Here is a 25,602-nt window from a genome sequence, read left to right on the forward strand (position 1 = left end):
GGAATGATGAGTATCGGGGTCGGCATCTTCCTGATCACGGTGGGCGCGATTCTGGCTTTCGCCGTTCGCGATCGCGGCGGCACACTCGACCTCGACGCCGCGGGTGTGGTCATCATGCTCGCGGGTGCGGTCGGGATCTGGCTCTCGTTCCACATCACCAACCGCCGCCGCCGGCTACCGGGCCCGGCCGTGGAGGGCCACCGGGTAGTCCGGAGCAACCCGCCGGCGCAGTACGGCGCCGCACCCCGAACGGCACGGTCAGCGCCGGAACCGCTCGCGCCCGGACGCGAGGTGCCGATCGACAGCCAGGCGCCGGTGGGCGGGCAGGTGCCGGTGCACAGGGAGGAGCCGGTGAGTGGCGAGCAGGTGGATGGCGTTACCGAGCGGCATGTTGATCTGGATCCGGCTGCCAGTGGCCTGCACATTCCGGTGCCGGACCGGACGGCGCCGGTGACCTCAACTCCCGACACCGGCTTGCCGGGCCGGGACTCCGGTCAACCGACCGAGTCCCGGGCCCGGCGCCTTCTGCGCCAGCTCAGACGCCGTCACTGACCCACCCGAATCACAGCGTGCGGGCGGTGATGTCGCCGCTGGTGGTGGTGGCGCGGATGGTGAGCGGGGCGGCAGCGCCTTCGGTGTTCTTCAGGGCGTTGTGGACCCGGCCGAGGCTGGTACCGGCGTCCAGCGTGGCGGAGACGCCCGGGGCGGCCTCGATCGTGAGGTTGCCCAGCTGAGTGCGCAGTTCGACCGTGCCGGAGGTTGCTTCGCTGATGGTGATGTCGCCCTTCTGGGTGCTGATGTCGGCGGAACCGGTCAGCCGGCCGACGGTGATGTCCGAGTCATGGGCAGTCAGCCGGATGCCGGCCGCCTCGTCGATCTTGACCGGGCCGTGTGCGCCGTCGAAGGCCACGGTGCCGAGCCGTCCGACCGCCCGGAACTCGGCGGCGGCCGTCTTCGCCTCGAGGTGGGAACCGGTGGGCACCTGGACCGTCACCTCGATCGAGCCGGACGGTCCGAGGGTCTTGCCCGCCGGCGCCTTGATCCGCAGGACGCCGTCGCCGAACTCGACCTCGGTCTGCTCGGCCGCCTTCACGTCGCGGCCCTTGGAAGCGTCAGCCGGCCGTACTTCGACGGTGGTGTCGGCACGGTCGGCGGCGATCACCTGGATGCGTCCGGCGGGGACGTCCAGGACGGCGGAAACAGCGGCGGGGGTGTCGAACTTCTGCATGATGTTCTCCTCGTTCGTGTTCGTTTCTGATACCGGAAACGCTACGTTGCGTTCGCAGATCTTGCAACTAGTTCGTTGCTTTCTAACTGCAAACTCGCAGGTCAAAGGCAGTATTTCGTTGCAACGAGGGTGAAGCTAACGCAATAGACCAAGCACGCCGTCGTTGCGTTGGATGCGAGCGAACGCTACGCTGACGGTCCGGGCGGGATGGACCGAAGGAGATGGCCGGTGTCGGGAGGCAGACTCACCCAGCAGGAGCGTCAGCAGATCGCCGCGGGGCTGGCCGACGGCCTCGCCTACGCGCAGATCGCCCGGCGGCTCGACCGCCCCACCTCGACGATCACGCGCGAGGTGATGCGCAACGGCGGCCCGACCAGTTACCGGGCCGACCTGGCCCACCGCGCGACCGAACGCCGCGCGCATCGGCGCCGGCAGAGTCTGCCGCCGGAGCGACGAGCGGTTGCGCAGGGCAACGGACGCGACGACCAGGCGGTGCGTGACTACGAAGAAGCGTTCACCACGCTCCTGATGCAACAGGGCTTGCCCAAGATGATGGCCAGGGTGCTGACCTGTCTGCTCGTGGCCGATGCTGGCGGGCTCAGCGCGGCCGATCTCGTCCAGCACCTGCAGATCAGTCCGGCCTCGGTCTCCAAGGCGATCTCGTTCCTCGACGACCAGGGCCTGATCCGCCGCGAACGCCGCGAGGATCGCCGGCGTGAGCGCTACTTCGTCGACGACGACGTCTGGTACCAGTCGACGATCGCCAGCGCCCGCGGCACTGCTCAGTTCGCCGAGACCGCGCGGCAGGGCGTCAGCATTCTCGGCCCTGGGACGGCGGCCGCCACCCGCCTGGAGAACATCGCCCGCTTCAGCGACTTCATCAGCGAAAGCATTCTCCGCGTCGCTCATCAAGCCCGCGACGTCCTCCACACGAAGCCCGAAACGACCTCGGACCACACCGCCGGGCAAGATCCGGGTGCTCCCCGTCCGGACTGATCGGCCGGTGATGTCATCGCGACGAGGTGGCTGAGGCGTTCAAGGGGTGAGGAAGGGAGGCCGATGAGCGACCTCGAGGATTTCGATGCGTTTGTCAGGGCCCGGTGGACTGCCACCGCCCGGCTGGCGTACGCGCTGACACTTGACCATCAGCAGGCCGAGGACCTGGCGCAGGAAGCGTTCACCAAGCTGTGGTTCCGCTGGCGCAAGGTGCGGGCGGAGAGTCCGGAGGGGTACCTGCGGCGGATCGTCACCACGACGTTCCTGTCCGGCCGGCGGCGCCGCTGGATCGGTGAGCGGCCCAGCGCGACGGTGCCGGACACCGCCGTCGCCGGGGGGACCGGGCAGGTCGACGACCGGTTGGCCCTGTACGGCGCGATGGCGCGGCTCAGCCCACGTCAGCGAGCGGCCGTGTATCTGCGCTACGCCGAAGACCTCCACGAGCAGCAGGTGGCCGAGATCCTCGGCTGCACCGTCGGCACCGTCAAGCAGCACGCCCGTCGTGGTCTCGAGGCACTCCGCTCGAACACCGGCGAGCTCACCACCAAGGGGATCAGATGACCGACCACGACTTCGACGACATCGCCGACCGGCTGACCCAGCTCACCGAGCCCCGGCCCGAACCCGCGGACCCGGCCGCTCCGGTCCGCGTCCGCATCAACCAGCGCCGTCGCCGTCGCGCCGGCCTGGCCCTCGCCGGGGTGGCCGCGACCACCGCGCTGGCGATCATGACCGGCTCGACCCTCGCCGGTGCCCTGTCCGGCAACCGCGAACCAGGCGTCGCCGGCTTCGGCCCAACGGCCGGACAGACCCCGACGCCGGGCGGCACGCCCAGCGCGCCGGGCAGCACGCCGAGCCAGCCAGGCGGCACGCCGAGTACTCCTGGCAGCGGAACCGGTACGCCGGAAAACGCCACCGGAACAGCCACGCCGGGTACGCCGGGCGGCCCGACGCCAGGAGAGTCTCAGGGCCCGAACCAGCCGAGCGTCGATCACAAGAAGGTTCTGCCGGCTCCCTGGTCGGCCAAGCCGTTCACGAAGCTGCCGGACGCCAACGCGTACCGGCCGCGGGCCTACTACATCGCCGAGGGCCAGGTCCCGACCGAGCGCTGGGCGTTGCTCGCGTACTCCACCGAGAACTGCCTGGTTGCCGACGAAGGTCCGCCGAGCAGCTTCGGCGTGCCGCACGTGTGCTTCCCGAAAGCGACGGCGAAGAGCTTCCACGCCGTCCAGGGGCACAACCGGGAGAAGGGCACCGTGAAGATCGGGCACAGCATGGTGTTCGGCGTTGCGCCGATCACTGCGCGGAAGGTCCGGATCACCGCCCAAGGCGGCGTCAGCAGGCTGGCCGACGCGGTCGCCACACCGTCCACCGACAAGCTCCGGTTCTTCGGTGTCGTGATCCCGAAGAACGACCTGCGCACCGTGACCATCACCCCACTCGATGCCGCGGGCAACGAGATCGCGGTGCCCAGGTCCTGACGGGACAATGAGGGGTCGGAAGGAGCCGGTCGGCGGACCGGCTCCTTTTGCGTGCCCGGGCCGCGACACACTTGCTCTCGTGCCGGACAAGTACGGGTCATGACGTTTCCTTCCAGCGCTCCGGACCGCGAGGCCCGGTTCGTCGCGCTCTACCAGGCGGTGTACGCGGACCTGGTCCGCTTCGCGCAACGCCGGGCGCATCACACCCAGGCCGAAGACATCGTCGCGGAGGCGTTCCTCGTCGCCTGGCGGCGCCTGGACGACGTACCGGAGCAGTTGATGGACGCCCGGGCGTGGCTGTTCGGCATCACCCGGCGCACGGTCCTGAACGCCCGTCGCGGTGCCGAGCGGCAGCAGGCCCTGGCCGTGCGGCTCGCGGAAGTGGTACCGGCTCAGCCGGAGGGGGACGCCGAGTTGGTGGCCCGTCAGGTCGATCTGGCGGCTGCCTGGAACAAGCTGTCGGCCGTCCATCAAGAGGCGCTCGCCCTCGCTGTACTGGAAGATCTGGCCGCACCTCAGGCCGCGATGGTGCTCGACATCTCGCCCGTCGCGTTCCGGCTGCGGCTCAGCCGCGCCCGACGGGCCCTGCGCGCGCACCTCGGTCAGCTCCCCAAACCCGCGCCCGCCCCCGCTGCATCCCCGGAAAGGCACACCCAATGACCCGCATCGACGAACTCCACGTCCTGAAGACCCTCGATCCCGCCGCCGCGGACATCGACCCGCACGGCACCCGGGCCCAGGCCGACCTCCAGCGGATCCTCGCGACCGAGCCTGTACTCCGGCCCGTGCCGCCTCGCCCCGCGCCGCGACGGAAGATCCGCCGCCGGGTGGCATTGGGTGCCGGCCTGGTGGCTGCGGTGAGCGCGACTGCGATCGTCGTGCCTTCCGTCGTCGGGGGCGACGAGGCCTTCGCCAGCTGGACCGGGGACCCCGCGGGGATGTCGGCGAAGCAGCGAGCCGACGCCTCGGCCTCGTGCCGCCAGCAGCACAAGGTGTTCCCGGAGTACAAGGACGATCTGTCGACGGCGGTGACCGCGATCTCGGAGCGGCGCGGTCGATGGACCCTGGTGGTTCTCTCGGGGCAGCATCGCTTCACCGCGCTCTGCGTCACGGACGACTCGACGCACTGGTTCCGGGACTTTTTCGGTTCGGTCGGGCGCCCGACCGTCAATCCGCCGGCGCCCCGCGGCCTTGCTGCCACCGACCTCGGAACCGGCGCGATCGACGGGCGGGAACTGTCGGTCGCCGTCGGCTTCGCCGGGTCACAGGTCGTGGCCGTCACCTACACCAGCCCGACACACGGCAAGGTCAAGGCAACCGTCGCCGGCGGCCACTTCGCTCTGTGGCTTCCAGGCAACGATCTCGAGCACGCCGCCCGACAAGGCGCCCCGGTCCAGGTGACCTACCGAGACGGCACCACCGCAAGAGTCGCGCTGAGGCTCTAACCCAGCCGCGACTTCAGCCAAGTCGTTGCCTGGGGCACGATGAGGTTGGCGAGTTGGTTGGGGGCGTCGCGGGCTATCAGGTGACTGGCTGTCGGTATGTGCGTGATCGTCAGGGCGGGGACGGCGGCGAGGAACCGGTCTGTGTCGGCGTCGGTGAGTGGTGAGGCCGGGCCGGCTCGGACGAGCATGATCGGCACGGTGAGGTCGGTGGCTGTTGCGAGCAGCGCCGGGCCTTGAGCGAGGATGTCGTCGACCAGATCGGTGGGGTAACGGAGGCCGCGCCCGTCGAGCCAGGCGCGAACACTCGGCCCGTCCGGAATCGGTACAACGTCAACGAGAATCAGCCCGGCGACAGCCGGTGCCGCGCTCGGATCGGCGAGCGCCGCGATGGCAGCCAGCCCACCGAGCGAAGCACCAACCACGACGACCGGTGCCGACTCGTGGCGGATCATCGCGACCACGTCCTCCGCAATCAGCTGAAGCGCCCTTGCCTCCCCTGAACTCGCGCCATGCCCACGCAGGTCGTACGCCACGCTCCGAAGCCCACGCCGGTTGAGCACATCCGCGATCGGCCTCCACACCCCACGCTCTTCACCACCGGCATGCAGCAGCAAGACGGTCGGGCCGGCTCCGGACGCCGTACCGAAAAGCCGCACCTCACCCCGGTCAAGCCTGATCTCGGTCATGTGATCTCCTTACCTTGATATGTCAAGGTAAGGATAAGCCTCGGCCACCGAGAGTTACTTCAGGCGGGTGAGGGTGCCGTCGGGTTGTACTTCGATCGTGGTGACGGTGGTGCCTACGGTGAGGTCGATCAGGAAGGCCGGGCCGGACCTGCGGGTCTTGAAGCTGACCGGTGTTGCGGAGCCGGCGGGGACGATGACGGACAGGATGGTGGCCGAGCGGCCGTTGCGGTGGAAGCTGACGGTCGGGGCCGGCAGTTTCTGGGTGATCTTCGGGAACTGCCAGCCCTGGATCGGGTCTTCTTTGCCCTGGGCAACCGTTGTCGAGTTGGCCGCAAGCGGTTCGGAGTAAGGGACCTGCAGCAGCACCGTCTTCACCGTGTCACCGGGCTTCTGCGCGACCACGGTGCTCGGGGAGACGACCGCCACCTGCTGGCCGGCCGGCAGGTGCCACAGTGTCTGGAACGCCTGGTCGTTCTCCGAGGTGGCGCGGTCGAAGGCCACGACCAGGTCCGGATCCTTGAGGACGAGCAGCGAGCGCTTGCGCGTCATCCCCGGCGCGGGGACGTCGGCGAGGTCGTAGAACTCGGACGTCGGCCCGAGCTTCGAGCGGACCAGCTTGCTCTCGGTCTTGTGGCTGGTCATCGCCGGGCTCGCCAGCACGTTGTGCGCGTACTCGCTCTTCACCCACTCGCGCCATTTGTCGTTCTTGTAGCCGATATGTCCGCTGTCGACCAGGATCGGCCGGCCGTGCGAGGTGTACGTGATCGACAGGTGGTCGTCGTGCCCATGCCAAGTCCGGGGCCGCCCGTACTTGATGCTGTACGTCGACTCGTCCACGAACCGCCGCTTCTCGCCCCAGCCGGTCCGGCCGAAGATGTAGCCGGCCTCGAAGATCCCCACCCGCTGGGTCGGCCGAACCCCCTTGCGGCCCAGCGATCCCGCGTACTCGAGCGGCGTACCAGGGATGGGCACGGCCTGCACGTCCTCGGAGTCGCCGAGCTGGTGCAGCCGGCCGAGCGAGTTGGTGGCCAGCGCGAGCCAGTTCGCCAGTAGTCTGCGCCGCTCGGTGATCGTCGTACCGGGGTCGACGCCGCATTCCTTCAGGGCCTTGATCGCCCGGCCCCACAAGTACCAGTTGAACTGGGCGTACGCCGTGGACTGCTCGTTGGTCGAACCCTGCTCGTCGATCGCCTCGACGATCGCGGTGGTCAGCCGTCGCTGGGCCAGCTGCTTGAGCGGTTCGCGCCGCAGCGTGCACCCGATCCCGAACAGCGCGATGCTCTCGTCCGTGCCATGGTTGCCCTGGCCACTGAAGTTGATCTCCAGGAACTTGGCGTGGTCCAGCAGCGACCGGTCGATCCACGCATAGCCGGCCGGCAGCGTCTTGACCTTCAGCCCGGCGATGATCGCCTGCCGGGTGCAGATCAGCACGTTGGTGCGGTGCATCGTCGCCTCGTGCGCGCCGGCGTTGACCTTCCAGTCGTACGGGTTGTCCTTGATCCAGTCCTGCAGGATCGTCGTGACCCGGGTCATCGCCTGCTTGTCACCGGCCTTGGCGGCGTCGATGCCCCGGCCGAGCCAGCGCAGCGAGTGGAACCACATGTACCAGCTGGGCTGGGAGTAGGGGTTCGCGCGCCAGTCGATGTCGCCCTTGCCGTTGCCCACCTGGTACGGCGGATGCCGGCTCCACTCGAACGTGTCCTGGTACAGCCGGGTCAGCGGATTGGCGTAGTCGATTCCGCTGTACCGCGGACAGGCGTACTTCGTCGCGGCCACCTGGCCGGACCTGACCGGTGTGGTCGGCCCGGTCGCGCTCGGGATCGCTTTGCTGCCGAGTCGCGGAGGCTGGCCGGCACCCGGACTCCAGGCGTGCTGCGGCGACACGATGACGGTGACCAGCGCGATGACGACGGCGATGACTCCGGCGCTCAGCAGCGGAAGCCACTGCCTGCGGGTGAGCCGCCTGCGGCGCGGGCTGGTGCTGCCGTCAGGGCGAGGGCTGGGGCTGTGGCGTCCGGTCGTCATTCGTCCTCACTCGCGATCAGGCCTCGACCTTTCAGGTCTAGACCGGTATTTGAGGGCGGGCGTCCCCAGGGAAGATGCTGTGGTTTTTCAGTCGCTACAGTCCGCGGGCGTGGCGGGAGGTCAGCCGAGTCGCCGGGCTGTGCGTCTCTACGAAGTAGATGTCCGGAAGAGCACTTTTTGTTGGCGCGAATCGGTCACGAAATCTGGCAGCCGCCGGGGAACGGGAAAAACCCGGCACGCCAGCGCGGCGTGCCGGGTCATCAGGTCGTTGCCAAAGTCCCGCATCGGTCGTCCCCCCAGCTTTCGGCGTCTACCCTTTAAATGTCCGGGCAGGCCGGGAAGGTTGCAGTGCGGGGGCAACAAGTTTTCCGGACTGTCAGCTCCGGATGCCGTAGAGGTGGTCCAGGGCGAGCTGGTCGAGCTGCTCGAAGGCCATCCCACGGCGGCCGGCCTGGTCGGGATCGAACTCCTCGGCGCGCAGGGTGGCCACCGTTTCGCCGGCCGCCAGGCTCGGCTGGGCGAGCTGGTCCAGCCGCGCGTCGAGCAGCGCCTGCTGGACGTCGGGGTCGGCGCGGAAGGCGCGGACCTTGGCCCGGAGTACCAGGTAGTTGTGCATGCAGCCGGCGGCCGAGGCCCAGACGCCGTCCATGTCCTCGGTGCGCGGCGGTTTGAAGTCGAAGTGCCGCGGGCCGTCGTAGCCGCCGTTCTCGAGGATGTCGACGGTCCAGAAGGCACCGCGGGCGTTGCCGGCGCCGAACCGCAGGTCCTGGTCGTACCGCGGCCCGTTCTGCCCGTTCAGGTCGGCGTGGAAGAGCTTGCCGTGCCACAGCGCCTGGGCCAGCCCGTGCGCGTAGTTCAGCCCGGCCATCTCCTCGTGCCCGACCTCGGGGTTGAGGCCGACCCGCTCGGAGTGCTCCAGCGACTCGATGAAGGCCAGCGCGTGGCCGATCGTCGGCAGCAGGATGTCGCCGCGCGGCTCGTTCGGCTTCGGCTCGATCGCGAACCGGATGTCGTAGCCCTGCTCGATCGCGTACGAGCCCAGCACGTCGAAGGCTTCCTTGTACCGGTCGAGGGCGGCCCGGACATCCTTGGCCGCGCCCGACTCGGCGCCCTCCCGGCCGCCCCAGGCAACGAAGGTCTCGGCGCCGAGCTCGGCGGCCAGGTCGAGCTGGTCGGCCGCCTTCCGGATCGCGAACCGGCGCACGTCGCGGTCGTTGTTGGTGAAGCCGCCGTCGCGGAAGACCGGGTGGGAGAACAGGTTGGTGGTCACCATCGGGACGGCCAGGCCGGTCTCGTCGAGCGCCGCCCGGAACGGCTTCAGGTGCGCGTCCCGCTCGGCCGGCGAGGCGTCGAACGGGAACACGTCGTTGTCGTGGAACGTGATGCCGTACGCGCCCAGGTCGCTCAGCCGGTGCACCGCCTCGGCCGGGTCGAGCACCGGCCGGACCGCGCCGCCGAAGACGTCGACGCCTTGCCAGCCGACGGTCCACAGCCCGAAGGAGAACTTGTCGGCGCGGGTGGGGGTGAAGTCAGACATCAGAGGGGGTCCTTGGGATCAGCGGCTGAAGCCGGCGGTGAGGCCGCTGAGGAGCTGGCGGCGGCCGATGGCGTAGAGGATGACGATGGGCAGCGTGGTGAGCACGACCGAGGCGAGTACCGCCGGGACGTTCACGGAGTACTGGCCCTGGAAGGTCCACAGGGCGAGCGGGAGGGTTCGCTTCTCCGGGCTCTGGGTCAGGATCAGTGGCAGCAGGAAGCCGTTCCAGACGCCGAGCCCGTTGTAGATGCTGACCGTCACGAGGGCCGGCCGGGTCAGTGGCAGCGCGAGTCCGCGCAGCATGCCCCACTCGGTCGCACCGTCGACCCGCATGGACTCGAACAGCTCCTTGGGCACGTCCCGGATGAAGTTGGTCAGCACCAGCACCGACAACGGGATGGAGAAGGCGATCGACGGCAGGATGATCGCCAGCAGGCTGTCGTACAGGTGCATCTTGATGATCAGCAGGTAGACCGGGATGATCGTCGCCTGCAGCGGGATCGCCAGGCCCATCAGGAAGAGCCCGTTCACCCCGGCCAGGAAGCGGCCGCCGGCGCCGCGCACGATCGCGTACGCGGCCATGAACGAGATCGCGACCGCGGGCAGGATGGTGCCGGCCGTGACGATCACACTGTTCAGGAAGTACCGCGGGAAGTCGGACTCGATCACCAGCTTGTAGTTGTTGAAGGTCGGCTCGGCCGGCAGCGCGAACGGGTTCTGGGTGAAGAAGCCGGCCTGGTCCTTGAAGCTGGTGACGACGATCCAGTACAGCGGGATCAGCACGATCACCAGCCACAGCCAGCCCGCCGTACCACCGAGCCAGTTCCGTCGGGTCAACCGCATCTCACGCACCTTCCTGCTGGCTGGCCGTCGTGCTGCCGCCGAGTCTGCGCAGCAGCAGCGCCAGCGCCAGACCGATCAGCACCAGCAGTACGGCGATCACGCTGGCGGGACCCATCAGGTTGGCCTGGAAGCCGCGTTTGTACATGTCCAGTGCGAGCACCCGGGTCGCGTCGCCGGGACCGCCCGCGGTGAGCACGAAGATCAGGTCGAAGAAGGTCAGCGAACCGACCACCATCAGCGTGGACGAGGTGATGATCGTGTACTTCAGCTGCGGCACGGTGATGCTGAAAAACTGCCGGACCCGGCCGGCGCCGTCGATCGCGGCGGCCTCGTACATCGTCTGCGGGATCTGCCGGGCCCCGCCCTGGTAGATCAGCGAGTGGAACGGGATGAACTGCCAGGAGACGACGAAGATCACCACGCCGAGCGCGAGGTTGCCCTTGCCGAGCCAGTCCTGGGCCAGGAAGTCGAGGTGCAGGCCGGCGCCGAGCCCGAAGTTCGGGTCGAGCAACGCCTTGTAGGTGATGGCGATCGCGGCCGAGCTGAGCAGCAGCGGGACGAAGTACAGGACGGCGAGCAGGGCCCGGTAGCGCTGCCGGCCGGCCAGGAAGACGCCGAGCAGCAGGCTGATCGGCGTCTGCACCGCCCAGGACAGGATCATGATCTCGAACGTGACGAACAGCGAGTGCGGCAGCGCGGGATCGCTGAGCGTCGAGCGCCAGTTGGAGAATCCGGCGGTGTGGATGGCGCCGAGGCCGTCCCACTGGGCGAAGCTGAGCAGCAGCACCCCGACCAGCGGGACGACCCCGAACAGCACGAAGATCGCGAGGGCGGGCAGCGCCATCCAGGCGACCGAGCCGCTCCGCCCGGCGCGCGAGGTCGTCCGCCCGGCAACCTTTACGGCGGACGGAGCGGCAGCCGTCACTTGCCGATCACCTTGTTCATGTTGTCGGCGAACTGCTGCGGGGAGATCGACAGCTGGAACAGCTTGGCGATGTTGTCGAGCAGCGCCTCGGCCGCGGCCGGGCTGAGCGCCTGGTCCCAGGACTGGACGAAGGTCTTCGCGTTCGCCGAGGTGTCGTAGACGAACTTGAGCCACTCGGCGTCGTTCTTGTCGGTGACCGAGCCGAGCTTGTCCTTGGCGCTCTTCACCACCGGGATGTTGCCGGACTTCACCCAGGCCTCGACCGACGCGTCGTCCAGGGTCGAGGTGGACAGGAACTTCTTCGCCACGTCCTTGTCGGCCTGGCTCGCCTTCGAGGAGATCGACAGGTACTGGCCCGGGTTGCCGACCGTGGTGGTCGGGTCGCCCAAGCCGTCGTCGACCGGCGGGAAGTTCATGTAGCCCAGGTGGCCGTCGGTGACGAACTTGCCGCCGTCGGCCTTCATCCCGCCGTAGGTCCAGGCGCCGTGCACCATCATCGCGGCCTTGCCGGTGTAGAGCAGGGCCTGGTCGGCGTTCGAGTCGGCGGTGATCGAGGAGAAGCCCTTGATGAAGCCTCCTGCCTTGATCAGCTTCTGCATCTCCTCCAGCGCCTTCAGCGCGGACGGGTCCGACCAGCTGTTCGGCTTGCCGTCGAAGATGTTCTGGAAGACCTCGCTGCCGCCGATCCGGTCGAACAGGAACTCCAGCCACATCATGTTGGTCCAGCGGGACTGGCCGCCGAGTGAGAACGGCGCGATGCCCTTGTCGTTGAACTTCGGCACCAGGTCGAGGATGTCGCCCCACGACTTCGGCGGCTCGGCGCCGGCCTTCTCGAACGCCGTCTTGTTGTAGAACAGCACGATCGGGGTGGTCGTCTCGACCGGCATCGCGTAGATCTTGCCGTTCACGGTGGCCGCGCCGAAGGCGGACGGGAAGATCGAGTCCTTCAGCTCGGCGTTCTCACCGAACCAGCCGGTCAGGTCCTCGACCTGGTCAGCCTCGACGTAACTCTTCAGGCCGCCACCGCCCCAGCCCCAGATCAGCGTCGGGCCCTGGCCGGCCCCGATCGCCGTCTTGATCTTCTGCTTGAACGCGTCGTTCTGGAACTGCGTCGTCTTCAGTTGGCTGTCGGGGTTGGCGTCGTTGAACCGTTTGACCTGCCCCTCACGGATGCTCTGCTGCGGCTGGCCGGTGAGGAACCAGTACGTCGCGCCGGTGCCTGCCGCCGCGCCGTTGCTGGAGGTGCCGGAACTCTTCGGGCCGGAGGTGCCACAGGCAGCGAGCCCGGCCGCGATGGCGGCGCTGCCGGCAGAAATGCGAAGGAAGTTGCGCCGAGAAGTCGTCATGTTTCGTAACGTAGATTTCGGCCGTGTTGCTGTCAAGGTCTTGAACCAGACGCATAACTAGGAGAAATTGACTCCCATGGATCACGGGGCGATATCGAAACATTTCGAAACTTCGGCGATTGATCGATCAAATTCACAGGAGGCTTTCGTGAGCTGGCGGAACCCGGCGCTGCCGGCCGAGAAGCGGGCCGAGCTGCTCCTGCAGGCGATGACGCCGGCCGAGAAGGTCGCCCAGCTCGGCAGCCGGTGGATCGGCAACGACATGGCCGAGACCGAGCAGCCGGCCGAGGAGCAGCTCAACGTCGCGCCGATGCAGGACGTCTTCAGCGCGGGCGGATCGGTCTCGCTGGAAGAGGCGAGCGTGCACGGGCTCGGCCATCTCACCCGGGTCTGGGGCAGCGTCCCGCTCACGGTGCCGGAGGGTGTGGCCGAGGTGATCCGCCAGCATCGGGTCGTGCTCGACGGCTCGCGGCTCGGCGTACCGGCGCTGGTCCATGAGGAGTGCCTGACCGGGTTCACGACGTACGGCGCGACGGTCTATCCGACGGCGCTCGCCTGGGGTGCGACCTTCGATCCCGCGCTGGTCGAGCGGATGGCGGCGGCGATCGGGCGCGACATGGCGGCCGCCGGTGTGCACCAGGGACTGTCGCCCGTGCTCGACGTCGTCCGCGACTATCGCTGGGGCCGGGTGGAGGAGACACTGGGCGAAGACCCTTACCTGGTTGGGATGCTGGGGTCGGCGTACGTGCGCGGGCTGCAGAGTGCCGGTGTGATCGCAACGCTCAAACACTTCGCGGGCTACTCCGCGTCGCGGGCCGGCCGCAACCACGGACCGGTGTCGATCGGGCGGCGCGAACTGCTCGACGTCATCCTGCCCACCTTCGAAATGGCGATCGCCACCGCGGGCGCCGGTTCGGTGATGAGCTCGTACTCCGACCTGGACGGCTTGCCGGCCGGCGCGGATCCGTGGCTGTTCACCCAACTGCTGCGCGACGAGTGGGGCTTCGCCGGCACGGTGGTCTCCGACTATTGGGCGGTGCCGTTCCTGGCCACCATGCATCACGTCGCTGCCACGGCCGACGACGCGGGTGCTCTGGCGCTTGCCGCAGGCACCGATGTCGAGTTGCCCGACACGATCGGGTACGGCGCGGGGCTGCTCGAGCGGGTCAAGTGGGGTCAGCTCTCGGAAGACCTGATCGACCGCGCAGCTCGTAGAGTCCTTCTGCAGAAGGTGCAACTGGGTCTGCTCGACCCCGACTGGACACCTGAAGGCTCGGTGCAGGAGGTCGACCTCGACTCCGCCGAGAACCAGGCCCTGGCCCTCGAGGTGGCGGAACGCTCCGTCGTCCTCCTCGACGCCGGTACTGCGCTGCCGCTGGATCGCCTTGCCCCCCAGCGCATCGCGGTGGTCGGACCGTGTGCCGGTGACCCGAAGACCTTCATGGGTTGCTACGCCTTCCCCAACCACGTCCTGCCGCGCTACCCCGATCGCGGGCTCGGCATCTCGGTGCAGACCCTGTTCGATGCCTTGGGCAATGAGTTGGGCGGCGTCGAACTGGCCTACGAACAAGGCTGTTCGGTCGTCGGTGACGACCGTTCGGGGATCGCCGCCGCGGTCGAGGCTGCCCGGGATGCCGACCTTGCGATCGTCTGCGTGGGCGACTTGTCCGGACTCTTCGGCCAGGGTTCGTCCGGTGAGGGTTGCGACGCGGAAGACCTGCACCTGCCCGGCGTACAGGATGAGCTTGTCGCTGCCTTGCTCGACACCGGTACGCCGGTTGTCGTGGTGGTCGTCTCCGGTCGGCCTTACGCGCTGGGCGAGATCGCTGGGCGGGCCGCCGGTTTGGTGCAGGCCTTCCTTCCTGGGCAGGCGGGTGGAGCCGCGATCGCCGGAGTGCTCAGTGGCCGAGTCGTTCCCGGCGGCAAGTTGCCGGTGCAGATTCCGCGCCACGTCGGTGGGCAACCAGGGACCTACCTGCAGCCGGCGCTCGGGAGTGCGGAGAGTGCGGGCATCAGTGGGCTGGAGACTGTGCCGCTTTATCCCTTCGGGTTCGGTGCGTCGTACACGTCCTTCGAGGTCGGTGGGCTGGAGCTCAGTGCTGACGAGATCAGCACCGATGGCGAGTTCACCGCGACCGTCCGGGTCCGGAACACCGGCTCGCGGCGAGGTGACGAGGTCGTTCAGTTGTACTTGCACGATGTGGTGGCGCAGGTCGCTCGGCCGCTCAAGCTGCTGACCGGGTTCGCGCGGGTGTCGCTGGAGTCGGGCGAGGCGGCGGAGGTCGCCTTCCGTGTGCATGCCGACCGGACCGCTTACAGTGGGCCTGACCTGCGCCGCATAGTCGAGGCGGGCGACCTCGAAGTACTGGTGGGGACGTCGTCGACGGACCTGCCGTGCCGCGCGATCGTGCGGGTCACCGGGACCACTCGCGTGGTGGGGCACGATCGTACGATGGTGACCCCCGTCGAGATCCGGACGGTTGGAGGAGCAGGGTGAGGAGGTGCCGCGGTTGAGCGGGCGTGTCACGTTGGCCACCGTCGCGGCCACTGCCGGCGTGTCGGTCGCCACTGTTTCCAAGGTGCTGAACGGGCGCAGCGACGTGTCCGAGTCGACCCGTGCCCGGGTGCAGGAGATCCTGCGCGCGCACGAGTACGTCGGACGCCGGCCCGAACAGGTCGAGCGGATCACGGTCGAGCTGTTCTACCAGGGTTTCCTCAACACCTATTCGGTCGAGGTGATCCAGGGCGTGGTCGAGGCAGGCCAGGTTGCCGGGGTCGATGTGGTCGTGGGATCGCACCCGCCGGCGTCTCGTGGTACGGGCCGGGCGGTGCCGTGGATCCGTCAGATGATCGCGAACGGACGGCGCGCGGCGATCGGCATCACCTGCGAGTTGACCGCGGCCGACCTCGCGGCGTTGTCGCGAGCGAGGCTGCCGCTGGTCGTCGTCGACCCGGTCAGCATCGCGCAGCCTGATGTGACCAGCGTGGGTTCGACGAACTTCGCGGGCGGAATGGCCGCGACCCAGCATCTGCTGTCGCTGGGCCATCGACGGATCGCGTACTGCGGTGGTCCGCCGAGTTCAGGCTGCAACCAGGCCCGGATGAACGGGTTCCGCGGTGCGATGGAGGCTGCTGGAGCGCCGGTGCCGAAGGAGTACGTGTGGTTGCGGGAGTTCCTGTACGAGGACGGTCTGGCTGGTGGCGAGGCGTTGCTCGACCTGCCCGAGCCGCCGACGGCGATCTTCGCCGGGAGCGATGAGACCGCGCTCGGGGTGATGGAGGCTGCTCGGGCTCGCGGCCTTCGGGTTCCGGAGGATCTGAGTGTCATTGGGTTCGACGACACCCAGGTCGCCCGGCTTGCGTCGCCTCAGCTCACCACTGTTCGCCAGCCGCTACGGGAGATGGGCGCCGTGGCACTGCGGACCGCCCTTCAGTTGGCTGCCGGTGAGAAGGTCGACTCGCATCACGTCGAGCTGGCAACACGCTTGATCGTTCGCGACTCCACGGCCGAGCTGGCCCGCGTCCCCGTCAGCTGACCTGGGGCCGGGCGGCGTCTCGGGTGGTCAGCTGACCTTGCGGCGGGTGGCGCCGGGGCCGGGGCGGAAGGCGACCTCTCGCGGGGTCGGGACGTGGCCGGCCGCGCACTGGAGGGTGACGGTGACCTTCTCGCCGCAGCCGCGGTGCTCCGGGCTCAGGGGCGGACCGTCCTCCAGCGGCAGGTACTGGTCGCCCCAGTGGACCAGGGCGACCATGACCGGATACAGATCGAGGCCGGCCTGGGTGAGGCGGTATTCGTAGCGTTCGCGCTGGCCCGGGATCCGGTAGGCCTCGCGGCGCAGGAGGCCGCGGTCGATCAGCGCGGTCAGCCGGTCGGTCAGCACCTGCCGGGGGATGTTCGCCCGGGCGCGGATGTCCTCGAACCGGCGGACGCCGACGAACACCTCGCGCAGGACGTGGAAGGTCCACTTCTCGCCGAGGATCTCCATCGTGCGGGAGATCGTGCAGTTCTCGGTCGACCAGTTCATGGCCTCCGGCACCGTCTGCTGACTCATACCTCGAGGATAAGTCTGCTTGACAGACTCAGCCAAGTCGCGCGACCCTGAATCCGTGAATCAGACTCAGGTGGTCGAGCCGCCCGTCGCGGCCAGGGGTGGGAGTCGGCTGTCGGTCCGGCGAGCCGAGGACGCAGACACACAGTCGCTGTCGAAGATGCTGACCGAGGTGCCTGACTTCAGCCTGTACATGCGTTTCCAGGGAGCCGTCGGACGGCCGCCACAACCGGAACTTGTGCAGCGGATGGTGTGCCCGGACGGCGCCGCCTGGGTTGCCGAACGCGACCGCGAGGTGGTCGGCCACGCGATGTGGGCCTGGGTGAAGGGCGCGGCCGTGCCGACCGCCGAACTGGCCGTGATCATCGCCGAGGCGGAGCAGCGGCGCGGGCTCGGCGTACGGATGGTCGGTGAGGCTGCCCGGCACGCGCTGGCTGCCGGGGCTGCTCAGTTGCTCGTCCTGGTCAGCGCGATGAACGACCGGGTACTGCGGATGGTCCGCGCCAACTGGCCCACCGCCACCGCGGAACGCGACGGAGCGCTGATCAACTTCACCATCCGGGCCGCCGACTTCGGGTAGCCGCAGCTACGGCTTCAAGGCGGTGGGGAGCTTGCGGGTGTCGATCAGTTGCTGGGCGACGTCGCGCAGTTTGGTGTTGCTGTCCTGGGAGTAGCGCCGCAGTACGTCGAACGCGCGGTCGCCGTCCAGATCGAAGCGCTCCATCAGGATCCCCATCGCCTGGCCGACCAGTTTGCGGGCGTCCACCGCCTGCGCCAGCGACTCCTCGCTGCGGGCGGTGGCGACCGCGATCGAGGCGTGCCGGGCCAGGATGTGCCCCACGGCGAGGTCGTCGCAGTCGAAGCCGTCCGGTTGCTCGCTGAAGAAGCTGAGCACCCCGACCGGGTGGTCGGTCGGCATCAAGGGCAGATGGAGAACGCTGCGAACCCCGATCGAGGCGGCCAGCGCCCGCCAGTCGGCCGGCCACTGGTCGTCGTTCGCGATGTCGGTGACGAAGACCGGTTTGCCGCTCTCCAGGCTGGTCATCAGCGGGCCGTGCCCGGCATCGAGTTGCTGCTGGTAGAGGTCGGCGACCACCGGGGCGGTCGCCGCCGCGATCACCGGTTTGTGACCACGCTCGATCAGCACCAGACCGGCGTACCGGCAGGACAGTGCTTGTAAGGCGAACTGCACCACGGTTTCCACCGTTTCGCCGACGCCGTCGGAGTCGTGCAACTCCACGGCCAGTCGCGCGAACGTGTCAGCAGTCGGGTGCTGCTGTGTGGTCATCGACCCTCCTCCTCCGCGGAGTGCGCTACCGGCCGGCGGGTGCCGGTCCGGCGCTGGATGGCCTGCCGGACCGCGCCCGCCTGCTCGCCGAGGTCGGAGATCAGCCGGGCCAGTCGCGGGTGGTCCTTGCTCAGTCCTTCGCCGGCCCGGGTCAGCGGGTCGAGCAAGGCGGTGGTGTCGTTCTCGCCGAGGGCGCTGTGGATCCGGTCCACACTGGCCTTGGTCGAGTCGTCGAGATCGTCGAGCGCGGCGACCTGCCCGGCCAGCGCCCGGAGGTTCGCGGCGTTGTCCCGGGCCCAGTCGGCCAGCGCGCGCTCACTCGCGCGTTCGTCGCGGGTGGCCTGGATCCGTTGTTCCCCGGTCATGCCGGGGTCGTCCTCGTTGGGCTTGAGTCGCAGGTAGCGGCGTTCCGCGGCCTGCCGGCTGGCCACCCCGAGCGCGGGCGCGAGCTCCGCCCAGCTGGCACCCCGGTCCCGGGCCACCTGGATGAGGGTGGGCTCCCAGCCGGCCAGCTCGTCGCGAAGCCTGCGGAGCCGGACCAGCGCCTCGAGCACCTCGGCCTGCTCGGCCTCGGTGTCCAGGCGCGCCATCGTCGCGCGCAACGCGGCGAACGCGGTGGCGACGTCTTCGGTCTCAGGCATCAGCGGCTTCCGTCTCGGGTAAGTAGCCAGTAACAGCTTCCTAGCACGTCATCGTATCGATGACAATCTTATCCGTCATCGATGCGTTGACATCAGGATGCGCCCGAGTCGGCGGTTGGTCAAGCGGCTACTGGTGAATGTGCCGCATCCAGTCAGCCGGTACTGCGCCCTCCGGGCCGGGCGCGGGCTGGCCGACCGGGTGGTTCGCCGGCGGAGCCAGCTCCGGGCCGTCCACGATCTGCTCGGTGGTGTAGTCCCAGAACCAGTCCTCGCCGGGTTCGTAGGACTGGATGATCGGGTGGTTCGTCTCCGCCGCGTGCTTGCTGGCGTGCTGCTCCGGCGAGCTGTCACAGCAGCCGATGTGCCCGCATTCGGCACAGCGACGCAGGTGGAACCACCAGCCGCCGTCGCCCGTGCACTCCACACACCCCGGTCCTGACGGCGGGACCTCAGGCCGGATTCCGGCGTCGTACGTCATCTCCATCCACCCTTCTGTCGGTCGCTCGCAAACAGTAACTCCCGGGATGGCGAAGTTTTTTGCGAGCCGGTGTCGATCCGGCCGAACGATGATCGACGCCTGGGTGTGGCGGCCAACCGGGCGGCCCGGGCGAGAGGTGAACGAGATGTCGTTTCAGGCTTACCTGGACAAGATCGAGGAGAAGACCGGCCGGACCCCGCGGGAGCTGGTCGAGCTGGCCCGCGAGCGCGGTTTCGAGGGCCCGGCCACCAAGGCCGGCCCGGTGGCCGACTGGCTGAAGGAGGACTACGACCTGGGCCGCGGGCACGCGATGGCGCTGGTCCACGTGATCAAGAACGGCCCGAAGATCAGCACCAAGCACGTCGGCTCGACCGGCGTCCACCGCGACCCCACCGACACCCTCTGGCTCGACGGCAAGGCCACCAACCCCGTCAAGGGGTGAGCGTCCCCCGAAAGGATCAGACGGTTCACCTGGCTGGGGGAGGAGCATCCGTCTGTTGTCGCGAAGAGTTGCCCACACAGGCGATTCGGGACGACAAAGGAGTTCAGATGGCGGGATTCGGCAAGGTGGCAATGGTGATGGCCGTGGTCGGCGCCGGGCTGACAGTGGTTGGCTCGGCAGGCCCTTCCCAGGCGGCCGGGCAGCAGCGGCAGGAGGGGCATGTGACCGGGGATGCCTGGGTGAGCTACTCGCTCGATCCCGGGAATCCGCTCCGGCGGTTCGTCGTCGACGCGCACGGCAACCCGTACAAGGTGGTCGGCAACAAGCTCGTCTGGGGTGACGCGCGCGGGACGGTCAAGTTCGACCATCCGGTTCCGGACGGGAACGGCGGGGTGACGCACCACTGGGGTGCGATCGCGGTCGACTACGTGATGACCGCCGGGCCGGTCGCGGTGGTCTCCGGGACGAGCACCGGCAACATCGGCTTCCCCCGGGGCATGCGGTTGTCGGTCAGCGTGTACGACGATCCGCGCGGCCGGCGCTTCGACCGGCTCGGGTTCTCCTGGGGAGTGATCGACCCGTCCTGTGTGCCGAGTGGTCTGGCGCCGGCACCGTTCACGGCGTACGAGTCCGGGAAGGGCTACACGGTTCGTGCGGCGGAGCTTCCCGCCGTGTCTCCGGGGGTCGAGCCGCCGGACGCGATGGTGCCGTGCCCGCCCGCTGCCGAGCCGGCGGCTGGGGCGATCCCGGCCGGCTGATCGTGGTGGTTCGGGGTGGCGGCGGTACGGTACGTCGGTGGATCAGGACGCGCGGGAGAAGTTGTCTCCCCGGGACAAGTGGATCACCATCTTCGGGCGGAAGCCGGTGCTCGAGGCGCTGAACGACCGTGCCCTGTCGGTGGCGAAGGTGGTGGTCGCGGACAACGCCGGTGGTGGTTCGCTGGACGAGATCCTCCAGGCCGCGGCCCGGACCGGTACGCCGGTGGAGCGGGCCACGGCGTCGCGGGTGAAGTGGCTGGCCGGTAACGGCAAGCACGACCAGGGCGTGGTCGCCGACGTGAACGCGCCCCGGATGACGCCGCTGGCCGACTTCGTCCGGACCCGCGGCAAGCGGCCGACCAACGTGTTCCTGCTCGACGGGGTCACCAATCCCGGCAACGTCGGGATGATCCTGCGAACCGCGACCGGCGCCGGCATCGACGGAGTGATCCTGCCGAGAGCCGGTACGCCGCACGTCGGTCCCCTGGTCATCAAGGCGTCCGCAGGCGTCGCCTTCCAGGCCCCGATCGTGAATGTCGCCACCGCGAAGGCGGCCGTCAACCTGCTGAGGGAGGCGGGCTACCGCATCTACGGCCTGTCGGCCCGCTCGCAGCAGTCTCTCTTCAAGGCCGAACTCGCGCCCCGCTCGGTCTTCGTCCTCGGCGGCGAGACCAACGGCATCACCGTGCAGACCGACGAAGACCTCCAGATCCCGCTGCATGCGGGCGTCGAGTCCCTGAACGTCGCGGTCGCCGCGGCCATCGTCGCCTTCGAAGTCACCAACCGCGACTGAGTGCCCGGGCTGCCTCGGCGACCTCCGCGAGCCGGTGCGCCCGCGCCGACTCCGCCGGAGTGAACGGTTCGCCCGGCCGGGTGAAGACGTAGAGGCCGCTCCACGGCGACGGGATCTTGAGCACCGCACCGTCGGCCGGCAGACCTCGGCCCTGGAACTCCTTCGGATCCGTGACCAGCTGAGCACCAAGTAGCTCGGCCACCGCGTGCGGTAGCTCGGCCGCGTCCGCCACGACCCGCGCCGCCAGGCTCAACGCCGTGGTCTGCCCGTCGACCAGGGCAAGGGTCGTCGTCGGCCAGACCTGTACGTCGTACCCACCCGCCGCTGTGACGATCGCCAGCAAGTCGTCCGGTCCGACGCCCTCCGGTGTCGCCACGACCAGCTCGTCCCGGACACCGCCGAGCACCGGATGAAAGTGCAGGCCGAGGATGTTCGCATCCAGCTCGGCCAGTCCGTGGGTGAGGTGTTCCAGCTCTCCGGCCCGGTCGTCGAGCGTGACCCTGATTCGCCAGAGCGAGGATGCCTGCGCCAGGCCGGCGTGGGTCTGCCGCCGGAGCCGATGGCCCGGGGCGTGGAGCCAGGTCCGCAACAGCCGCATGGTCGACGGTTCGATCACCCAGATGGCCAGTGCGGTGGTGGTGACCGCCAGCAGGCTGACGGCGACCAGGTACGGCGGATGGACCGCGACGATCAGCGCGTGCAACGCGAGCTCCAGCGGGAAGATTGCCGCGAGTTTGGCCAAGGTCAGCCGCAGTCGCGCCGGATGCGGCATGCGTCCGCACACGTCACAGGCGGTACCGGCGTTCACTCTCGTCCGAAGCTCCTCCACGCCCTCACTCTCGCTTCCCCGCACGCCCGCCGCATTGCCACCTCGTTGCCACCTCGTAAAACCCGACTTTGTGCACCGTCTGAGCGTTCTACTCGTGAGTAGCAGCTCAGTCGGTGCACAAAGTGGCCAACTGGCCGGTGGGGGTTGGGGGTCGGGGGTTGCGGGAGGGCAGGGGGTGGGTTTACGGTCCCGGTTAACGTTTAAGTGATCGTTAGTGAGTGGTTCCTGCGATCAGGGATCACAAACGGTCAGGCCGAGCAGAGGTGAGGGCAGCATGGAGAGCAGGTTCGGGCGGCGGAGGTTTTTGGAGCTGGGTGGCGCCGCGCTGGGTGCGGTGGTGCTCGGCCCGACGCTGGCGGGGTGTGGCGACGGCGGGTCGACCGGCGGGGGAGCGAAGGCTTCCGGCGACGTGAAGCTGCCGACGTACAAGCCGTTCGACGCGCTGCGGCCGGAGCTGGCGGGGGCCGAGTCCGGGCTCGAGCCGGGCTTCCTGCGGTTCCCGGAGAACGCGATCGCCAGTGTGCAGTCGCCGCCGCTGAAGAGTTCGGTGACCGCGCTGACCGAGACCTTCGCGACGCCGCCGCCCCCGATGGGCAGCAACCCGATGTGGCAGGCGCTCAACCAGGCGCTCGGCGGCGAGCTGAAGCTGACCATCGGCACCGACCCCGGCTACCCGGAGAAGTTCGCCACCCTGCTGGCCGGTGACTCGCTGCCGGACCTGATGTGGCTGCCGCCGAACCAGGGCATCCCGAACGTCGGCCCGATGCTCGAGGCCAAGTTCCAGGACCTGACTCCCTACCTGTCCGGCGACGCCGTGCTGGAGTACCCGAACCTCGCCGCGCTGAAGCCGGCCTCCTGGCGGACCGCGGTGGTGAACGGCAAGATCTGGGGCGCGCCGATCCCGTCCACGCCGTTCGGTCAGGTGATGATGGGCAACCCGCGGACCTGGGCCAAGGTCGGCGGCCTGCAGTGCAAGACCGCCGACGAGTTCTTCGCCAAGTGCAAGGAGCTCACCAGTGGCACGAACTACGCGCTCGAGCCGGCCATCATCAACATGCTGCACATGTTCGGCGGCTGGTTCGGTACGCCGAACGGCTGGCGGGTCAACCAGGACCGCTCGCTGACCCACCTCTACGAGACCGACAACTACCGGGCCACCGTCGAGTACGGCGCGAAGCTCTGGGCGGCGAAGGTCTTCTACCCCGACCTCAACCTCGCGGACGCCACCCCGAAGACGGTCAACGGCCAGATCGCGGCCCAGGTCATGGTCGGACCGCGGGCGACCGCTGACTTCCGCGCGGCCGACCCGACGCTGTTCATGGACACGATGATCCCGTTCGGCCACGACGGCAAGGCCAAGCCGATCTACGACATGGGCTACGGCACGGTCGGTTTCACCCCGTTCAAGAAGACCGACGAGGGCCGGATCCGCGAACTGCTTGCCCTGATCAACTACCTCTCGGCGCCCTTCGGCACCAAGGAGTACCTGCAGAAGAACTTCGGTACGGCGGGCCAGCAGTACACGCTGGACGCGAACAAGAATCCGGTGCTCACCGCGGCCGGCAACCAGCAGGCGCCCGGTCTGGTCAGCGCGCTGACCATCATGACCTCGCCGGAGAGCGTGATCTTCAACCCGGCGTTCCCCGACGACACCAAGAAGATCCACGCCACCGAGCAGAAGCTGCTCGCGTTCGCGATGCGCAACCCGACCGCCGGCACCTACTCCGACACCAGCAGCAAGGTCGGTCCGAAGCTGACCGAGGCGTTCCGCGACACCATCGTGGACATCGTCACCGGCCGGCAGAAGATCGGCGCGTACGACGAGGCGCTCAAGCGCTGGAAGAGCGGCGGCGGCGACAAGATGCGTGGTGAGTTCGAAGCTGTCCTCCCGGCCAGTGTGCCGGTCACCGGATCCTGAGCCCGCCGATGACAGCGGTCACCGAAGAACGCAAACAGCCGGCACCGGCGCCACCGCGCCCACCCAAGCGGCGGCGGCACCGCAGTACGGGACAGCAGTTGCCGTTCAAGGCCCGGTTGCGGCGGGACTGGCAGATGCTGGTGCTGATGGTGCCGGGTGTCTTGTTCCTGCTCGTCTTCTTCTACCTGCCGGTGCTGGGCAACGTGGTCGCGTTCCAGGACTTCCAGCCGTACCTCGGCATCATGCACAGCGAGTGGAACGGCATCCAGAACTTCGTCAACCTGTACGCGAACCCCGACTTCTGGGACGCGTTGCGCAACACGTTGATTCTGGCCGGAGTCCAGCTGCTGCTGTTCTTCCCGGTGCCGCTGGCGATGGCGCTGATCGTGGATTCCCTGGTCAGCAACAAGCTCCGGCGGGCCTTCCAGACCATCGCGTACCTGCCGCACTTCCTGTCCTGGGTGCTGGTCATCACGCTGTTCCAGCAGTCGCTCGGCGGCGCCGGGTTCGTCAACAACCTGCTCCGGCAGGCCGGGTTCGACCCGATCCCGTTCATGACGAACCCGGACACCTTCCCGCTGCTCGTCGTCGCGCAGCTGATCTGGAAGGACGCGGGCTGGGCGATGATCATCTTCCTGGCCGCGCTGTCGGCGGTCGACGTCTCCCTGTACGAGGCTGCCGCCGCGGACGGCGCGGGTCGCTGGCGGCGGCTCTGGCACATCACGCTGCCGTCGATGCGCACCGTCATCGTGTTGCTGCTGATCCTGCGGATCGGCGACATCCTCAGCGTCGGGTTCGAGCAGTTCATCCTGCAACGCGACTCGGTCGGGCCGGGCGCGGCCGAAGTACTGGACACCTTCACGTACTACGCCGGCGTGGTCGGTGGTGACTGGAGCAGCGGGGCCGCGGCCGGCTTGGCCAAGGGTGTGCTCGGCGCGCTGCTGCTGTGGGGTGCGAACTCGCTCGCCCATCGGCTCGGTGAGCCAGGGATCTTCCAGAAAAGAGGAGAGTCGTGAGGCCGATCTGGAAGGAGCGGCCGGCGCCGGCGTACCAGACGATCAAGGCGCTGGTGCTCGGCGGGTTCGCGGTGGCGATCATCATCCCGATCATGGTGGTGATCTCGACCTCGCTGGCCAGCGACCGGGACATCATCGAGGCGGGCGGTTACGTGTTGTGGCCGTCGCACCCGACCCTGAAGGCGTACGAGACGTTGTTCAGCGGCGGGTTGATGGCGCGGGCGATCGGGGTCAGCGTCTTCGTCACCGTGATCGGTACGGCGATCGCCCTGTGCACCACGATCGCGCTGGCCTACGCGACCTCGCGCCCCGTGCTGTTCGGCCGGCCGGTGCTGCTGATGGTGCTGTTCACGCTGTTGTTCGCGCCGGGCATCATCCCGATGTTCCTGATCGTCAAGCAGCTCGGGCTGATCGACAGCCTGTGGTCGCTGATCCTGCCGGGCGCGCTGGGGGCGTTCAACTTCGTGGTGATGCGGACGTTCTTCATGAACGTGCCGGCCGAGATCCTGGAGAGTGCGCGGATCGACGGCGCCAGCGACTTCACCATCCTGCGGCGGATCGTGATGCCGCTGTCGAAGGCGGTGATCGCGGTGGTCGGGCTGTTCTACGCGGTCGGCTTCTGGAACGCCTTCTTCAACGCGCTGCTCTACCTCAACGACACCTCGAAGTGGCCCGTCCAGGTGATCCTGCGGACATACGTGCTGCAGGGCAAGTCGCTGTCGGCCGACCAGCTCGGGGTGACGCCGTTGCCGCAGCCGCAGTCCCTGCAGATGGCGGTCGTGGTGGTGGCGCTGGTACCGATCGCGATGGTCTACCCGTTCCTGCAACGGCACTTCAACAAGGGCGTCATCACCGGAGCGGTCAAGGGCTGAGAGAAT

General features: G+C 68.5%; 27 protein-coding genes. 15 read left to right on the top strand and 12 right to left on the bottom strand.

Going from position 1 to position 25,602, the window contains the following annotated elements; genetic code table 11:
- Positions 1-6: 6 nt before the first annotated feature.
- Positions 7-552: a DUF6458 family protein gene (locus tag ACQPYM_RS06100; RefSeq protein ID WP_433016112.1), complete on the top strand. Its 546-nt coding sequence runs from the start codon at positions 7-9 to the stop codon at positions 550-552.
- A gap of 10 nt (positions 553-562) precedes the next feature.
- Here ACQPYM_RS06100 and ACQPYM_RS06105 read toward each other — a convergent pair whose 3' ends face one another.
- On the bottom strand, positions 563-1,228 hold the full coding sequence (locus ACQPYM_RS06105; RefSeq protein ID WP_433016115.1) for a DUF4097 family beta strand repeat-containing protein: 666 nt from the start codon (positions 1,226-1,228) through the stop codon (positions 563-565).
- A gap of 228 nt (positions 1,229-1,456) precedes the next feature.
- Here ACQPYM_RS06105 and ACQPYM_RS06110 point away from each other — a divergent pair, with 228 nt between their 5' ends.
- From ACQPYM_RS06110 to ACQPYM_RS06130, 5 genes are all read left to right on the top strand, one after another.
- On the top strand, positions 1,457-2,224 hold the full coding sequence (locus tag ACQPYM_RS06110; RefSeq protein ID WP_433016118.1) for a helix-turn-helix domain-containing protein: 768 nt from the start codon (positions 1,457-1,459) through the stop codon (positions 2,222-2,224).
- 63 nt (positions 2,225-2,287) lie between these two features.
- Positions 2,288-2,785 carry a SigE family RNA polymerase sigma factor gene (locus tag ACQPYM_RS06115; protein ID WP_433016121.1) on the top strand — a complete coding sequence of 166 codons (498 nt, stop codon included), beginning with the start codon at positions 2,288-2,290 and terminating at the stop codon, positions 2,783-2,785.
- Positions 2,782-3,705 (top strand): hypothetical protein, encoded by a 924-nt coding sequence (locus ACQPYM_RS06120; RefSeq protein WP_433016124.1) that lies wholly within the window; start codon positions 2,782-2,784, stop codon positions 3,703-3,705. The genes ACQPYM_RS06115 and ACQPYM_RS06120 overlap by 4 nt, the downstream gene beginning before the upstream one ends.
- Positions 3,706-3,804: 99 nt before the next feature.
- Positions 3,805-4,365 carry an RNA polymerase sigma factor gene (locus ACQPYM_RS06125; protein ID WP_433016127.1) on the top strand — a complete coding sequence of 187 codons (561 nt, stop codon included), beginning with the start codon at positions 3,805-3,807 and terminating at the stop codon, positions 4,363-4,365.
- The gene (locus ACQPYM_RS06130; RefSeq protein ID WP_433016130.1) at positions 4,362-5,150 is read left to right on the top strand and encodes a hypothetical protein; all 789 of its coding nucleotides are present in this window, start codon (positions 4,362-4,364) and stop codon (positions 5,148-5,150) included. Before ACQPYM_RS06125 ends, ACQPYM_RS06130 begins: the two co-directional genes overlap by 4 nt.
- On the opposite strand, the gene ACQPYM_RS06135 is transcribed toward ACQPYM_RS06130, so the two are convergent.
- From ACQPYM_RS06135 to ACQPYM_RS06160, 6 genes are all read right to left on the bottom strand, one after another.
- Positions 5,147-5,836 (bottom strand): alpha/beta fold hydrolase, encoded by a 690-nt coding sequence (locus ACQPYM_RS06135; protein WP_433016133.1) that lies wholly within the window; start codon positions 5,834-5,836, stop codon positions 5,147-5,149. The two genes, ACQPYM_RS06130 and ACQPYM_RS06135, sit on opposite strands and share 4 nt — an antisense overlap.
- A gap of 54 nt (positions 5,837-5,890) precedes the next feature.
- Positions 5,891-7,861 (bottom strand): heparinase II/III domain-containing protein, encoded by a 1,971-nt coding sequence (locus tag ACQPYM_RS06140; protein ID WP_433016136.1) that lies wholly within the window; start codon positions 7,859-7,861, stop codon positions 5,891-5,893.
- A 376-nt stretch (positions 7,862-8,237) separates the two neighbouring features.
- A complete protein-coding gene (gene xylA, locus ACQPYM_RS06145) occupies positions 8,238-9,398 on the bottom strand; it encodes a xylose isomerase (protein ID WP_433016139.1) in 1,161 nt (386 codons plus the stop codon).
- Positions 9,399-9,416: 18 nt separating this feature from the next.
- Entirely contained in the window at positions 9,417-10,241 is an 825-nt protein-coding gene (locus ACQPYM_RS06150; protein WP_433016142.1) for a carbohydrate ABC transporter permease, read from the bottom strand.
- Between the two features lies 1 nt (position 10,242).
- Positions 10,243-11,166: a carbohydrate ABC transporter permease gene (locus tag ACQPYM_RS06155; protein ID WP_433016145.1), complete on the bottom strand. Its 924-nt coding sequence runs from the start codon at positions 11,164-11,166 to the stop codon at positions 10,243-10,245.
- Positions 11,163-12,512 carry an extracellular solute-binding protein gene (locus ACQPYM_RS06160; RefSeq protein WP_433016147.1) on the bottom strand — a complete coding sequence of 450 codons (1,350 nt, stop codon included), beginning with the start codon at positions 12,510-12,512 and terminating at the stop codon, positions 11,163-11,165. Before ACQPYM_RS06160 ends, ACQPYM_RS06155 begins: the two co-directional genes overlap by 4 nt.
- Before the next feature lie 148 nt (positions 12,513-12,660).
- Here ACQPYM_RS06160 and ACQPYM_RS06165 point away from each other — a divergent pair, with 148 nt between their 5' ends.
- A complete protein-coding gene (locus ACQPYM_RS06165) occupies positions 12,661-15,009 on the top strand; it encodes a beta-glucosidase family protein (protein ID WP_433016150.1) in 2,349 nt (782 codons plus the stop codon).
- Positions 15,010-15,013: 4 nt separating this feature from the next.
- Complete coding sequence (locus ACQPYM_RS06170; RefSeq protein ID WP_433016153.1) at positions 15,014-16,048, top strand: LacI family DNA-binding transcriptional regulator; 1,035 nt, start codon at positions 15,014-15,016, stop codon at positions 16,046-16,048.
- 27 nt (positions 16,049-16,075) lie between these two features.
- Here the strand turns inward: ACQPYM_RS06170 and ACQPYM_RS06175 are convergent, their stop codons facing one another.
- Complete coding sequence (locus ACQPYM_RS06175) at positions 16,076-16,564, bottom strand: winged helix-turn-helix transcriptional regulator (RefSeq protein ID WP_433016156.1); 489 nt, start codon at positions 16,562-16,564, stop codon at positions 16,076-16,078.
- A gap of 55 nt (positions 16,565-16,619) precedes the next feature.
- Here ACQPYM_RS06175 and ACQPYM_RS06180 point away from each other — a divergent pair, with 55 nt between their 5' ends.
- Positions 16,620-17,141, top strand: a complete 522-nt coding sequence (locus ACQPYM_RS06180; protein ID WP_433016159.1) for a GNAT family N-acetyltransferase — start codon at positions 16,620-16,622, stop codon at positions 17,139-17,141.
- Positions 17,142-17,147: 6 nt separating this feature from the next.
- Here ACQPYM_RS06180 and ACQPYM_RS06185 read toward each other — a convergent pair whose 3' ends face one another.
- The 3 genes from ACQPYM_RS06185 to ACQPYM_RS06195 all read right to left on the bottom strand — a co-directional run bounded on the left by ACQPYM_RS06185 (position 17,148) and on the right by ACQPYM_RS06195 (position 18,974).
- Positions 17,148-17,849: a GAF and ANTAR domain-containing protein gene (locus tag ACQPYM_RS06185; protein ID WP_433016162.1), complete on the bottom strand. Its 702-nt coding sequence runs from the start codon at positions 17,847-17,849 to the stop codon at positions 17,148-17,150.
- Positions 17,846-18,490 (bottom strand): hypothetical protein, encoded by a 645-nt coding sequence (locus ACQPYM_RS06190; RefSeq protein ID WP_433016166.1) that lies wholly within the window; start codon positions 18,488-18,490, stop codon positions 17,846-17,848. The genes ACQPYM_RS06185 and ACQPYM_RS06190 overlap by 4 nt, the downstream gene beginning before the upstream one ends.
- 127 nt (positions 18,491-18,617) lie before the next feature.
- Positions 18,618-18,974 carry a UBP-type zinc finger domain-containing protein gene (locus ACQPYM_RS06195; RefSeq protein WP_433016169.1) on the bottom strand — a complete coding sequence of 119 codons (357 nt, stop codon included), beginning with the start codon at positions 18,972-18,974 and terminating at the stop codon, positions 18,618-18,620.
- 139 nt (positions 18,975-19,113) lie between these two features.
- On the opposite strand from ACQPYM_RS06195, the gene ACQPYM_RS06200 reads away from it, so the two are divergent.
- From ACQPYM_RS06200 to ACQPYM_RS06210, 3 genes are all read left to right on the top strand, one after another.
- Positions 19,114-19,410, top strand: coding sequence for a DUF4287 domain-containing protein (locus ACQPYM_RS06200; protein WP_433016172.1), 297 nt, complete (start codon positions 19,114-19,116; stop codon positions 19,408-19,410).
- Between the two features lie 107 nt (positions 19,411-19,517).
- Complete coding sequence (locus ACQPYM_RS06205) at positions 19,518-20,168, top strand: hypothetical protein (protein ID WP_433016175.1); 651 nt, start codon at positions 19,518-19,520, stop codon at positions 20,166-20,168.
- Between the two features lie 37 nt (positions 20,169-20,205).
- Entirely contained in the window at positions 20,206-20,961 is a 756-nt protein-coding gene (locus tag ACQPYM_RS06210) for a TrmH family RNA methyltransferase (RefSeq protein WP_433016178.1), read from the top strand.
- On the opposite strand, the gene ACQPYM_RS06215 is transcribed toward ACQPYM_RS06210, so the two are convergent.
- Positions 20,945-21,790 (bottom strand): amino acid-binding protein, encoded by an 846-nt coding sequence (locus ACQPYM_RS06215; protein ID WP_433016181.1) that lies wholly within the window; start codon positions 21,788-21,790, stop codon positions 20,945-20,947. The genes ACQPYM_RS06210 and ACQPYM_RS06215 overlap by 17 nt on opposite strands.
- Positions 21,791-22,064: 274 nt before the next feature.
- On the opposite strand from ACQPYM_RS06215, the gene ACQPYM_RS06220 reads away from it, so the two are divergent.
- The 3 genes from ACQPYM_RS06220 to ACQPYM_RS06230 are packed head-to-tail and all read left to right on the top strand — an operon-like array spanning position 22,065 to position 25,596.
- Complete coding sequence (locus ACQPYM_RS06220) at positions 22,065-23,708, top strand: sugar ABC transporter substrate-binding protein (protein ID WP_433016184.1); 1,644 nt, start codon at positions 22,065-22,067, stop codon at positions 23,706-23,708.
- A gap of 8 nt (positions 23,709-23,716) precedes the next feature.
- On the top strand, positions 23,717-24,724 hold the full coding sequence (locus ACQPYM_RS06225) for an ABC transporter permease (protein WP_433016187.1): 1,008 nt from the start codon (positions 23,717-23,719) through the stop codon (positions 24,722-24,724).
- Positions 24,721-25,596 (top strand): carbohydrate ABC transporter permease, encoded by an 876-nt coding sequence (locus tag ACQPYM_RS06230; RefSeq protein ID WP_433016190.1) that lies wholly within the window; start codon positions 24,721-24,723, stop codon positions 25,594-25,596. The genes ACQPYM_RS06225 and ACQPYM_RS06230 overlap by 4 nt, the downstream gene beginning before the upstream one ends.
- Positions 25,597-25,602 lie beyond the last annotated feature (6 nt).

This window comes from Kribbella sp. CA-294648 (assembly GCF_050943845.1).
GTDB lineage: Bacteria > Actinomycetota > Actinomycetes > Propionibacteriales > Kribbellaceae > Kribbella.

Bases quoted from the DNA above. Each gene is read 5' to 3' on its own strand.
- ACQPYM_RS06100 (WP_433016112.1), top strand. From the start codon at position 7: ATGAGTATCGGGGTCGGCATCTTCCTGATCACGGTGGGCGCGATTCTG.
- ACQPYM_RS06105 (WP_433016115.1), bottom strand. From the start codon at position 1,228: ATGCAGAAGTTCGACACCCCCGCCGCTGTTTCCGCCGTCCTGGACGTC.
- ACQPYM_RS06115 (WP_433016121.1), top strand. From the start codon at position 2,288: ATGAGCGACCTCGAGGATTTCGATGCGTTTGTCAGGGCCCGGTGGACT.
- ACQPYM_RS06120 (WP_433016124.1), top strand. From the start codon at position 2,782: ATGACCGACCACGACTTCGACGACATCGCCGACCGGCTGACCCAGCTC.
- ACQPYM_RS06125 (WP_433016127.1), top strand. From the start codon at position 3,805: ATGACGTTTCCTTCCAGCGCTCCGGACCGCGAGGCCCGGTTCGTCGCG.
- ACQPYM_RS06130 (WP_433016130.1), top strand. From the start codon at position 4,362: ATGACCCGCATCGACGAACTCCACGTCCTGAAGACCCTCGATCCCGCC.
- ACQPYM_RS06135 (WP_433016133.1), bottom strand. From the start codon at position 5,836: ATGACCGAGATCAGGCTTGACCGGGGTGAGGTGCGGCTTTTCGGTACG.
- ACQPYM_RS06140 (WP_433016136.1), bottom strand. From the start codon at position 7,861: ATGACGACCGGACGCCACAGCCCCAGCCCTCGCCCTGACGGCAGCACC.
- xylA (WP_433016139.1), bottom strand. From the start codon at position 9,398: ATGTCTGACTTCACCCCCACCCGCGCCGACAAGTTCTCCTTCGGGCTG.
- ACQPYM_RS06150 (WP_433016142.1), bottom strand. From the start codon at position 10,241: ATGCGGTTGACCCGACGGAACTGGCTCGGTGGTACGGCGGGCTGGCTG.
- ACQPYM_RS06160 (WP_433016147.1), bottom strand. From the start codon at position 12,512: ATGACGACTTCTCGGCGCAACTTCCTTCGCATTTCTGCCGGCAGCGCC.
- ACQPYM_RS06175 (WP_433016156.1), bottom strand. From the start codon at position 16,564: ATGAGTCAGCAGACGGTGCCGGAGGCCATGAACTGGTCGACCGAGAAC.
- ACQPYM_RS06185 (WP_433016162.1), bottom strand. From the start codon at position 17,849: ATGACCACACAGCAGCACCCGACTGCTGACACGTTCGCGCGACTGGCC.
- ACQPYM_RS06190 (WP_433016166.1), bottom strand. From the start codon at position 18,490: ATGCCTGAGACCGAAGACGTCGCCACCGCGTTCGCCGCGTTGCGCGCG.
- ACQPYM_RS06195 (WP_433016169.1), bottom strand. From the start codon at position 18,974: ATGGAGATGACGTACGACGCCGGAATCCGGCCTGAGGTCCCGCCGTCA.
- ACQPYM_RS06200 (WP_433016172.1), top strand. From the start codon at position 19,114: ATGTCGTTTCAGGCTTACCTGGACAAGATCGAGGAGAAGACCGGCCGG.
- ACQPYM_RS06205 (WP_433016175.1), top strand. From the start codon at position 19,518: ATGGCGGGATTCGGCAAGGTGGCAATGGTGATGGCCGTGGTCGGCGCC.
- ACQPYM_RS06220 (WP_433016184.1), top strand. From the start codon at position 22,065: ATGGAGAGCAGGTTCGGGCGGCGGAGGTTTTTGGAGCTGGGTGGCGCC.
- ACQPYM_RS06225 (WP_433016187.1), top strand. From the start codon at position 23,717: ATGACAGCGGTCACCGAAGAACGCAAACAGCCGGCACCGGCGCCACCG.